A 12,599-nucleotide genomic window follows, 5' to 3' on the forward strand; every position below is an offset into this window, starting at 1 on the left:
GTTTTATCCCTTCTGTGATTGAGTGAGAAGCTGTGCGAAGCAGCGCTCGAGCATGAGTGGGCCGGCGGGCGTGAGAATGGATTCGGGGTGGAACTGCACTCCAACTGCCATGCGGTCCTCGGTTTCGGCGGCCATGACGACGTCCCCGATCTCCGTTTCCGTGGTGGCTAGCACCCGTAATCCCTCCGGGGCGTCGGCGCAGCCGAGCGAGTGGTAGCGCGCCACCGGAACCTCATGCCCGGGCTGCGTTGGGTCCCCGCCAGTGGCGAGCCCGGCAAAGACGGGGTGCTGCTGCCCGGCTTCGGTGAGCTGCATAGCAACGGAACGGCCATGCTCGGGCCCACAGGGAACGACTGAACCACCCAGGTGCTCCAGAAGAGCCTGGAATCCCAGGCAGATTCCCAGCACCGGAATGTTGCGCTCGCGCGCGGTGGCCAGGACCTCCATGAGGCTTCCGGCCTCGCGCGGATGTCCCGGCCCGGGCGACAGGATCAGCAGATCCGGTTGGGCGGCGAACACCTCGGAGGCTGGCACGCTGTTGCGGTACACAACGAGCTCGTGCTCCGAGGTGGCGACGGCGTCGACGAGGTTGTAGACGAAGCTGTCGTGATTATCGATGAGAACTATGCGGCTCATGAGCGCACCACCTTCAAGTCGGAACCAGCGGCCAGGGCAATGGCGTGGAGGACGGCGTAGGCCTTGTGGAGTGTCTCGTCGGCCTCGGCCTGCGGATTGGAGTCGCGCACGACGCCGGCACCGGCCTGCACGGAGGCCACTCCCCCGCTGACGTAGGCCGAGCGAATAACGATGCAGTTATCCATTGTTCCGTCTCCGCTGACGTATCCGACGGCACCGCCGTAGCTGCCTCGCCGCGTTCCTTCGAGCTCGCGGAGCAGCTCGCTGGCACGCAGCTTGGGTGCACCGGTCAGCGTGCCCATGTTCATGCAGGCGCGGTAGGCATCAAAGGCGTCGAGCCCATCGGCCAGGGTCGCGGTAACGCGGGAGACCAAATGCATGACGCGGGAGTAGCGATCCACCTGGAGAAGGTCGGCGACCGAGCGCGTACCCGGCTTGGCCACGCGGGCGAGGTCGTTGCGGGCGAGGTCGACAAGCATGGTGTGCTCGGCGATCTCCTTCGAATCCGTGCGCAATTCGAGCTCGCGACGAATGTCTAACTCGTGGTTGATGGTGCCGTCTTCGTCGAGGCCGCGTGGTCGAGTGCCAGCGATCGGGTACAGCTGCAGTTGGCGTGTCTGGGGATCGTGCTTGAGGTTGGACTCCGGGGAGGCGCCGAAGAGCTCGTAGAGCTCGCCCTTCCGGTCGACGCCGCGCACGTAAAACATGTACGGGCTCGGATTGCTGCTGCGCAGTTGCCGGTAGGCCGCAAAGGCATCCGGGCACGGCAGCGTGAAGGTGCGCGCCGGCACAACCTGGTAGATGTCGCCCCGCCGGATCGCCTCCTTCATGTCATCCACGTATCCACGGAATTGCTCGTCCGAGATGTCCACGTGGACCTCGAGCGTGTCCCCCGCTGGGGTGGACTCCGGCAATGTTTCACGTGAAACATTGGCGATGCGGTTGGCCACGTCGTCGAGAAGCGACTCCAACTCCGTCTCATCGCCGTACGCGTTGACGGCGCTGACATGGGCCGTGGAGTGGGAATGGTCGATGGTGAGCAGCGCCTCGGCCAGCACGAACTGGTAGTCCGGGTAGGTGTTGGAGGACTCTGCGACCTCGGGAAGCTCCTCAAAAGTGCCCAAGTAATCGAAGGCGAACCCGCCGGCAAGCATCGGCAGGGCCTCGTGGGTAAAGCCCGCCTCAAGGGTGAGTGCACGCAGCGGAGCGACGGTGGAGATGGCCGTCAACCGGGAGCGCTCGTCGAAGCGGTCGGCGGCGACGGGAAATTCGTAAAGGTTCTCCCCCACCGCGTAGTCACCGAGTTGCTCCTGCAGCCGCTGCGCCAGCACCGCGCCCGAAGGGCTCAAGACCTCGACCTGAACGCGCTGCCCCTCGCAGGTCAAGCGCAAGGAAGAGGACAGGACCGCCACTGACTTAACGCCAGACTTGGTGGTGATGTCGGCGGACTCCAAGAGCACGGAATCGGTTGCTTGGGTGCCGCCGAGCGCCTCAAACACTCGGGAGGCGTCGGGGTGATACGTCACCTCGCGGGTGCGTGCGACGGGGCGATACCCGCCAGGAGGTGTGCTACTCACAGTGTCTCGCAGCCTTTCTCGGGGTGTGGGATTCGATCTTACGGCTGACCTGCCGATCGTGTCTGCTCCCGAGGGGCGCGCGGTGGGCGCTAGAAACGCCGCAGGGCCCGCACGCTACCTGCGAGAGCAGGAAGCCGGCGGGCCCTGTCGATTACGTGTATTCGAGCAAGCAACAAATCAGTGGCGCGCCGGGTTGGCCCGCCACCACCATCGATTCATCACGTTGCGCATAGGCTCACATCTTACATCATTCGCTTCTCGACGGCTGCGCTTTGCCTACATAAAGTCTTGCCTACTCGAGGTCCTGCCTACCCGGGGCCTTGCCTACTTCTGATCGCGGGCGGCCTTCCGCACCGCGTCCAGATTCACCTGAGCCTTGGGAGCTGGAGCGGGGGCCTGTGCTGCCTCGACCTCCTGGGCGACGTCGATGGACGCCGCAAGCCGGGCTCCGAGGTTGGCTCCAGCACCCAGAGCGATGAGGGCGACAATGACCATTGCCACCGGGATCAACCACAGCCACCCTTCGGCGCGAGAGGCCACCAGCGCCCCAATAAGCAGAGCTACCGCACCTACCATCCACGCTGCCCCTGCTACGTGGTGAGCTGCGTCCCAGATCTCACGAGACTTACGCACCTCTGCCACGCGGATGCCCACGATCGGGTTGCCCGGCAGCTTCTTAAGCAGCGCAAGCCCGCTGATGACGGCCAGGGCAAGGCCCAAGACCCCAAGTACAAGAGCGACGGCAATCATGAGACTGAGCTTAATGGCTCCTTGGAAGCGTGAGGAATGATGGGTGCCGACCAACCAACCACAGCAACCCCCCACGCGGGGGTGAATTGTTTCGTGTGACTAAATCTGCAGCGTACGGCGTGAAATTTATTTTCCGTTCCGGTTGACGCGCCCCCAAATTAGGGGTTCACTAAGGAAGTCATTCGTCTATCCGCTGGAAACGCTGAGTGAATTCTCAGCCCACTCACTCTTCGCGCAAAGGAAACACTATGGGTCAAACCTATAAACCCAAGCATGCTGCCCAACCTAAGCACCGGGCTACCTCCCCGTCCGGTCTGGCACTTCTTGGTCTGGCTATGAAGGACCGGGCTCGACTCCTCATCGCCGGAGGCGCGACTGTTGCAATCGCTGCCTCCGGTGTTGTCATTGTTCCGGTTGCTTTCCAATCAGAGTCGGTGGCTCAGGCAGCTGACCTCACCATCGACGGCAAGAAGGTCATTGAGAGTGGCGTTGCCACCGCGGAGACAGAAACCGTCAACGGTGTTGTCTCCCGCTACTTGGGCAACAACCCCCAGACGCGCGATGCAAACTCCCAGCTCCCGCTGGCGGGTGTGCGCGTCTACGCGAAGTGGGTGGAAAAGGACGGTTCGTCCTCGCCGATCTACACCGCGGTGACCGATGCAAACGGTCAGTACCACATTAAGATGCTGCCGTTCAAGGACCCGAACGGAATCACCCGCAGCTTTGATGCCGACCCGAACCTTCCGGAAGGCGAGAAGATTCGTGTGTGGGCCGAAAACCCGGATCCTGCCCACCTGCAGGCCATGTACCTGTACCAGAACGGACAGGTAGGTCCCCAGGGAATTGTCGCTGACACCACTGCTGGCGTGAGTCAGCTCGTCGGCCCGAACCAGTACAACGATGTACCGATTCAGTTTGTAGACATCCAGGACCACCAGGGCATGCACCGCGATGCTCCGAAGCAGGTACCGGGCAGCCCAGATCCGACGCCTCTTGACAATGGAGGCCAGATCAGTGGTTCGGTGTACTGGAACCATAACGTTCCCGCAGGCAACCTGATCTATGGTGGCATTTACGAGCAGAACAAGGGCGACGTCCCGGTCCCCAACATGCAGGTGCGCGGCTCCTACCTCTCTGATCAAGCAATCAAGAAGATCTATGCCGAGGCGCCGGCAGCACTGGGAGTAAAGACCATCCGCGGTGCTGGCTGGAACCGCCAGCAGGAGCTCTTGCTGCAGGACTGGATCAAGCAGCAGATTGCCAAGGACGGCAAGGACTTCTGGATTGCCGAGACCGTGGAGACCACGACGGACGATAAGGGCAACTACACCCTGTACTTCAACGGCACCTGGGGTCCTTGGGCTAATTACACCGGGGACCAGACATTCTGGAGCCAGGATCAGAAAGCCCGCCTGGGTACCGTTGCTGGTAGCCCGAAAGACGGCAAGTGGGACAGGGTTGCTGGCGCAGCAGGCAACACCAGCAAGCACATCAACACGGAATGGTCTTTCGTCTCGATTACCGAGCTGCCGGGTACGGGCCTGATCACGCCCTACGTGAACAACCAGTACTTCTCCCCCGTGGATGGAAGCGCCTGGCCGGGCCTCCTGGATCTGGGCCGTTCTAACCTAACCGACGTGAAGTTTGCTCTCTTCCCGGAGAACATTGTCTTCGACGTCAGCCCATTTGACTCCTACGCTAACTTTGCCACCGCTGGTCAGTCTGTAACCACCAGTGCCTCGGGTCTCCCCTACCAACAGAACGGTGGAACGAAGTACCAGGTTGAGTGGACGGACCAAGACGGCAATGTTGTCAAGTCGGGTGCGGATTGCACTTTCGCCGTGAATCCAGATGGCTCGATCCCCTCGTGTGATTTCACCACTCCCAAGGATCTGACCAAGCAGACCACCTACTCTGCACGGCTCTACTCTCTTTCCCCTAACGGCGTGCGCTCGGACCTGCCGGTGGCCATCGACTCGTTCACGGTCGATCCGCTGCCTGTGACTGACAAGAATGACCCGAGTTACACCACTGCGGTTACGACCCCGGGCACCGAGGTCACTATTGCGACTCCCACGTTTGACAACCCGCAGACCAAAGACGTGGTAGAGACGAACCAAGCCCCCCAGGGGACGACGTTTGCACCGGGCACCCCGGCCGAGGGGCAGGTTGTGCCGCCGTGGATCAAGATGAATCCAGATGGCAGCATCACGGCGAACCCGCCAGCGGATGCCCAGCCGGGTAACTACACGATTCCTGTGTTGGTGACGTATCCGGATGGAACGCAGGATACCGTCAGCGCGCTGGTGACAATCTCGCCTGCTCCGGTTAAGACCGCGGATACGTTGATTCCGGAGTACGCCCCGGTTGCTCCGATGGTTCCGGGCACGTCGGCCTCCGTACTGCCCCCGACCTTCGACGGTGTTGTGACTCCTGAAAGGGAGACTGGCGCAGCCCCGCAGGGAACGACGTTCGCCCCGAAGGATCAGTCGGTTCCGTGGGTAACTGTCGACCCGAACACCGGCGCTCTGACTGTGAGCCCGGATGCAAATGTTGAGCCGGGTGATTACTCCGTCACGGTCGTGGTCACTTACCCGGATAAATCCACCGAAGAGGTGGTCGTTCCGATCACGGTCACCGCGGCCCCTAAACCGCTGCTCAGGGACTCGAACGTTCCGTCCTACACCCCGGTGGCCACCGCTCCGGGTAAGGAGGTAACGACCGCCGCGCCGACCTTCGATGATCCGACCACGACCACCGTGCAGGAGACAAATAAGGCTCCTGAGGGGACCACGTATGAGCCTGGAATTCCGCTGCCTGGGCAGGTTGTTCCGAGCTGGATCCAGCTGAACACTGATGGCACCATCACGGCGAAGCCGCCGGCCGATGCAGCTCCTGGCGATTACCAGGTTCCGGTTCAGATCATCTACCCGGATGGATCAAAAGACCCAGCTACAGCGACCGTGACTGTGACTAAGGAGCCCGTGGCCACCCCGGTTGATCAGTCAGTGATCGATGGCAAGCAACTGACTCCAATCAAGTTGGAAAACGTACCAGCCGGGGCAAAGGTCGAGGTGACCGGTCTGCCAGCTGGCGTGACGTTTGATCCTGCGACCAACACCATCTCTGGAACGCCTGATGTCACCGATTGGGGTGCGACAGAGGAAGCTCGCGCTTTTGCACCGGTGGTGACGGTGACGAATGGTGATCAGACCACTCAAATTCCGGTCACGATCACCGTTCAGCGGGATACAGATAACGATGGCATCCCGGACCTCACCGACACCGATGATGACGGTGATGGTTTCACCGATGCTGAAGAGATCATCGCCAAGTCGGATCCTAAGAACAAGGACTCCGTCCCGGAGAAGTTGCTGGCAACTCCGACTAACCAGACGGTGGTAGAGGGCCAGCCGATGAAGGCAGTGGCTCTAGCAGGCATTCCGGCTGGTGCGACGGTCACCGCGACCGGTCTGCCCAATGGGGCGACGCTGGATACTGCGACGAACACCATCTCTGGAACGCCTGACATTTCCGATTGGTCGCCTACTGAGGAGTCACGCGATGTTGTGGTGACGGTGAAGGTGGATAACGGTGGTCAGATCACCGAGGTCCCGGTAACCATCACTGTCCAGCGGGACACTGATAACGATGGCATTCCGGATATCACCGACACCGATGACGACAATGATGGATTCACCGATGAAATTGAGGCCGCAGCTAAGTCGGATCCGAAGGACCCGAACTCCAAGCCAGCTGCACCTGTCTCGCTGACCGTCACCCCTGATACGCAGACGGTTATTGACGGTGCGAAGATCACCCCAATCGTTGTCACTGGTGTTCCGGCCGATACCAAGATCACTGATACCGGCCTGCCAAATGGTTTGACTTTCGATCAAGCGACAAACACCGTCACCGGTTCTCTGGACATCACAGATTGGGAGAAGACCGAGGAGACTCGTGAGGTACCAGTGGCGTTGGAGGTGACGTACCCAGGCCAGACGACGGCGGTACCGTTGCCCGTGACGATCACTGTTCAGCGTGACACCGATGGCAACGGCATTCCGGATGTCACCGATACCGATGACGACGGTGATGGTTTTACTGACGAGCAGGAGAAGGCTGCTAACACGGATCCGAAGGATCCGAACTCAAAGCCCGCTCTGGCCACTGATGCCGGTTGGGCGGATACCGCTATTGCAAAGCCGGGCGAAGCGGTCGAGATTCCGCTTGAAAGCGGAACTCTGAACGGACAACCGAGCCTCGATGTTGCTGGTCCAGGCACTGCCACAATTGGCTTGGATGGCACGATCACGGTGACTCCGAATGCAGGGGCGAAGCCGGGTGATGTCATCACGGTGGCGGTCAAGGATAAGGACGGCAAGGTCATCGACACCATCACGGTGACGGTGGCAGCCAGCGTTTCGCCTACTCAGCAGACCGTGGTGGCGGGTAAGGACATTGTTCCGGTCGCTGTGACTGGCATTCCTGCAGGCAAGGACGTCACAGTGACTGACCTGCCGGAGGGTTTGACTTTTGATAAGGCAACCAACACCATTTCCGGTATTCCGACAGTTGCCAACTGGGGAACTGACGAGGAGAAGACGTTCACTGCAATCGTGGCTGTGCCGCAGGCTGACGGCTCGACCGAGAATGTTCCGGTGGAGATCACCGTTCAGCGCGATACAGATGGTGATGGCATTCCGGATGTCACCGATGCAGATGATGACAATGATGGCTTCACCGATGAGCAGGAGAAGGCTAAGAACACGGATCCGAAGGACCCGAATTCCAAGCCGGATGCTGGCGTTCCACTTGGCGTAACACCTGACAAGCAGGTTGCGGTTGAGGGTACGCCGATGAAGCCGGTCGAGGTTGTTGGTGTTCCGGAGGGTGCGACGGTGACGGCTACTAACTTGCCGGCTGGCGTCACCTTCGATGAGGCGTCTAAGACGATTGCTGGTTCGCCGGATGTCACGGATTGGAAGCCGGAGGAAGAGGAGCGTGTTGTTACCTCTACCGTGACGGTGTCTGCTGGCGGTGACACGAAGTTCGAGCTGCCGGTGGAGATCACCGTTCAGCGTGATACCGATGGCGATGGCACTCCGGATGTCACCGATGCCGATGACGACGGTGATGGTTTCACCGATGCTGAAGAGGCAATTGCGGGTACGAATCCGAAGGATCCGGCTTCCAAGCCGGCACAATCTTCGGATGCCCAGTGGAATGATGCTGTGACTAAGCCGGGCGAGCCGGTTACTGTGCCGATTGCTTCAGGTGCTCTGAACGGTGCACCGACGCTGGAGATCACTGGTCCGGGCATTGCGACGATTGCTCCGGATGGCACGATTACGGTGACGCCGAATGCGGATGCGAAGCCGGGTGACGAGATCACGGTGACGGTTAAGGACAAGGACGGCAAGGTGATCGATACGGTCACCGTGACTGTTCAGCAGCCGGGTGCTGGTACGACTCCGGACTGGGGTGATGTGGCTACCGCGATCATTGGTGGTGCGGTTGGCCTGCCGATCATCGCTGGTGCGCTTGCTGGTGGTGAGACTGTCACGGCAACGGGTCCGGGTACTGCTGAGATTGGGCCGGATGGCACGATTACGGTGACCCCGAATGCGGATGCGAAGCCGGGTGACGAGATCACGGTGACGGTTAAGGACAAGGATGGTCAGACCGTCGACACGATTGATGTCACTGTCACCGATAACGGAGACGGCACCACCGCGACCATCGCGCCGATCGGAGATGTGACGGTGGATGAGGGTGAGCCGATCACCCCGATTACGGTGACCACGGGCAACCCCAAGGCTGAGATTGACGTGACCGGCCTGCCGGCTGGTGTGAACTTTGATCCGGTCACGGGCTTGATTACTGGCACGCCGCTGGTACCGGGCTCCTACCCGGTCACCGTCACGGCAAAGATCGACGGAAAGCCTGTCTCAACCGAGAAGTTCACGATTACGGTCGGCGACACATCGGGCACGGGTCAAAGCAACGGCAGCTCCAATGGCGCTGGTCTGATCGGTGCTCTGCTGGGCGGTCTGGGCTTGGGGGCAATCCTGGGTGCTCAGGGTTCCTCTGACGGGGCGTCTAATGGTTCTTCTGCTGCGGTTCCGGGCAACGGTGGTTCCTCGAACAACCAGGGTTCGAAGCCGGGCCAGAACGTGCCAGGTGGTGCGGCTGATGGTGGTTCGAAGCCGGGTACCGCATCGCCTTCGGCACCGGGCGCTAACCAAACACCGGGTACTGGCCAGCCTTCCCAGGCACCTGGTGCGAACCAGGCTCCGGACAATGGTGCTGGTAACTCTGTACCGGGTGATGGTCAGGGTCAGTCGGTGACGACGCCGGCGCCGAGTTCTCCGAAGGCCACTGGTCAGCAGCCGGGCTCTAAGCCGGGTGGCGCACTGGCGAATACTGGTGTGGATGACCTGATGCTGATCGTTGGTGGTTCTTTGCTGGCGATGACTGTCGGTGGGCTGCTCATTCTGGCTGCAAAGCGGCGTCGAGAAGCGGAGTCTAAGGGCTAGGCACTGCGGATAACGCATTTCCTAGCGTCGGCTAGGTAGTTGCAGGCCCTGTCACCTTGGTTGGTGGCGGGGCCTGCGGCTTTTTCGCCCGTAGCACTTCTACGAATCCAGCGGCGCGGAAGGATTGGTTTCTTGATTGGGGAGAAGATAAGGGTTAGTACCAACTGGAAGCGGGCCCCACACATGGGGGTGAGTTAGTCGGTTTCCTAAACCTGCAGCGTGCGGCTTGAAAGAAATTTCTCTTTACGTTTGACGGGGATACATTCCTGTGCCTCACTAGAGGAGACATCTGATCATCTCTGGAAACGCTGAGTGATTTCTCAGCCCTCTCACTGTTTGCGCAAAGGAAACATAATGGGTCGCTCCTATCAGCCCAAGCACCGAGCTACTTCTCCGTCCGGTTTGGCCCTCCTCGGTCTGACCATGAAAGACCGAGCCCGACTCCTCATCGCCGGAGGAGCGACTGTTGCAATCGCCGCCTCCGGCGTTGTCATAGTGCCGGTTGCTTTCCATGCTGAGCCGGCTGCGCAGGCGGCGGAGTTGACTGCGGATGGGACCAACGTCATTGAGAGTGGCGTGGCGACGGCTGAAAACGAGACGATTAACGGACAGGTGACTCGCTATCTGGGTGGTAACCCTGGCGATCGGGAGAAAGACTTTCAGCTCCCCATGGCGGGTGTTCGGGTCTATGCCAAGTGGGTGGAGAGCGATGGCTCCACCTCCCCGATTTACACGGCCGTGACCGATGCCAACGGTGAATACCACATCAAGATGTTGGACTTTAAAGATCCTAATGGGGTAACCAGGCGCTTCGATGCTGACCCGAATTGGCCGGAAAAAGAGAAGATCCGGGTGTGGTCTGACAATCCAGACCCTTCCAAGTGGAACCTCATGTTCAACTATATGAACGGACAAGTTGGGCCCAAGGGAGTTGTCGCCGACACTACTGGTGGTGCGGCACAGCTCATTGGTCCGAACCAATATGTGAACGTCGCCATCCAATACGTGCCAATCCAGGACCATACGGGAATGCACCTGGACAACCCGAAGTATGTGGCGACTTCCCCGGACCCCGCATCAGGTCCTGGCGGCCAGATCAACGGATCTGTCCACTGGAACTACAACGTCCCTGAAGGAAACCAAATCTACAGCGGTATCGCTGAACGGAATCCCGGCGACGTGCCTATTCCCAACATGCGGGTGCGAGGCTCGTACCTAACGGATAAAGCCATCAAGAAGATCTACGCCGAGGCGCCTAAAGCACTTGGATTCCGAAACATTCGAGGGGCTGGGTGGAATCGCCAGCAGGAGCTACAGCTTCAAGACTGGATTAAGCAACAGATTAAGAAAGACGGTAAAGCGTTTTGGATCGCCGAAACGGTGGAAACGACCACTGGCAGCGACGGTAAATACTCCCTCCACTTCAATGGAACGTGGGGTCCCAGGTGGGATTTCAGCCCCAACGGATTGAATGTTGTCGGCTGGCCGCAGAACAAGAAAGACCGGCTAGGCACCCTGGTATCAAGCCCAGCAGAGGGCACCTGGTCGGATACCGATGTGTTGGCATTTGACGCCAAACACATCAACCTCGATTGGACGTTTGTATCCATCCCGGATCAGCCGGGGCAGGGGTTGATGACGCCGTATGTGAATAATCAGTACTTCAATCCCGGGGGCAAAGGATGGCCAGGAGTATCGGAAGGTAAAGTGCCCCCGACTTTCACATACGGAAATTCGTCGTTCACTGGAGTTGATTTCGCCCTCTTCTCTGAGAAGATCACTTTCGATGTCACACCGTTTGACTCGTTTAAGAACTTTGCTACCGCAGGTGACACGGTAAATACCAGGACAACGGGTCTCCCCTTCGCCCAAAACAACGGAACTCGATTCCGGGTGGTCTGGACTGACCAAAACGAAAAGGAAGTTAAGGGCGGTGCGCAGTGCACTTTCGACGTACGGCCCGACGGTTCCATTCCGTCATGTGACTTTAAGACGCCCACGGATCTGACGAAACAAACCACCTACACGGCACGGCTTTACTCCGTCGCGCCCGACGGAGTGGTTTCGACATTGCCAGTGGCAGTCGACTCCTTCACGGTTGACCCAGCACCGAAGATAACTTCGGACAACACCCCAAATTACGCCCCGACCAATGCTGCTTTGGGTGGTACAACAACGGTTAAAGCACCCACTTTCGACAACCCCAAAACTACAGACGTCGTAGAAACGAACGCTGCTCCCGCAAACACGAAGTTTGAACCTGGTGTGCCTGCTGATGGGTCTAAGTTCCCGTCGTGGGTGAAGGTGGATTCGAAGTCTGGTGCGTTGACGGTGACTCCGGATGCGGGTATTGCTCCGGGTGATTACCAGGTGCCTGTTGCTGTGACCTACTCAGATGGGTCTAAAGACACCGCTGTAGCAACAGTTACGGTGAAGGCTGCGACGACGGCTGGGTTGGATCCGAAGTATGTGGCGCCTGGTGCGGTGCAGCCGGGTGGTTCGGTGACGGTGGCGGCGCCGACGTTTGATGATCCGTCGACGCAGGCGGTGGAGAAGACTGCTGCTCCTGCGGGTACGAAGTTTGAGCCTGGTGTGCCTGGTGCGGGTCAGACGGTTCCGTCGTGGGCGACGGTGAATGCGGATGGCACGATTACGGTGAAGCCGGATGCGAAGGCGCCGGCTGGGTCGTATCAGGTTCCGGTGTTGGTGACGTATCCGGATGGGTCGACGGATACGGTGTCTGTTCCGGTGACGGTGAAGGCTGCGCCGGTAGCATTGACTTGGGCTGACACTGCCACGGTGATGTCCGGAGGCAAAGTTGAACTACCGCTGCAAAGTGGAACTCTGGACGAGAAGCCTGGACTTGTTGTTGACGGTCCGGGTAAGGCTGAGATCGCTGATAACGGCACGATTACGGTAACGCCGAACGCGGATGCGAAACCGGGTGACAAGATCACTGTGTCGGTCAAAAACGGCAACGGTGATGTGATTGATACAGTCACGGTGACCGTTTCGGGTGTGACGCCGGATAAGCAGGTTGCTGTTGAGGGTGCGGCGATGACGCCGGTTGAGGTTGTTGGTGTTCCGCAGGGTGCGA

5 protein-coding genes are annotated in these 12,599 nt (G+C 59.7%); 2 read left to right on the forward strand and 3 right to left on the reverse strand.

Translation table 11 applies throughout. The features are described 5' to 3' along the window. Positions 1-3 precede the first annotated feature (3 nt). The 3 genes from FHE74_RS07655 to FHE74_RS07665 form a co-directional block, all read right to left on the reverse strand. On the reverse strand, positions 4-636 hold the full coding sequence (locus FHE74_RS07655) for a glutamine amidotransferase-related protein (RefSeq protein WP_139465910.1): 633 nt from the start codon (positions 634-636) through the stop codon (positions 4-6). After that, the gene (locus FHE74_RS07660) at positions 633-2,213 is read right to left on the reverse strand and encodes an anthranilate synthase component 1 (protein WP_139465911.1); all 1,581 of its coding nucleotides are present in this window, start codon (positions 2,211-2,213) and stop codon (positions 633-635) included. The genes FHE74_RS07655 and FHE74_RS07660 overlap by 4 nt, the downstream gene beginning before the upstream one ends. A gap of 324 nt (positions 2,214-2,537) precedes the next feature. Next, positions 2,538-2,963: an SdpI family protein gene (locus FHE74_RS07665; protein WP_139465912.1), complete on the reverse strand. Its 426-nt coding sequence runs from the start codon at positions 2,961-2,963 to the stop codon at positions 2,538-2,540. Positions 2,964-3,211: 248 nt separating this feature from the next. Here FHE74_RS07665 and FHE74_RS07670 point away from each other — a divergent pair, with 248 nt between their 5' ends. Both FHE74_RS07670 and FHE74_RS07675 read left to right on the forward strand, forming a co-directional pair. Further along, positions 3,212-9,502, forward strand: a complete 6,291-nt coding sequence (locus tag FHE74_RS07670; RefSeq protein WP_139465913.1) for a Rib/alpha-like domain-containing protein — start codon at positions 3,212-3,214, stop codon at positions 9,500-9,502. 354 nt (positions 9,503-9,856) lie between these two features. After that, positions 9,857-12,599: Rib/alpha-like domain-containing protein (locus tag FHE74_RS07675; RefSeq protein WP_180339715.1), on the forward strand; the 2,743-nt coding region annotated here is incomplete at its 3' end.

The sequence above is a fragment of the Corynebacterium tapiri genome, from assembly GCF_006334925.1.
In the GTDB taxonomy this organism is placed as follows: Bacteria; Actinomycetota; Actinomycetes; order Mycobacteriales; family Mycobacteriaceae; genus Corynebacterium; species Corynebacterium tapiri.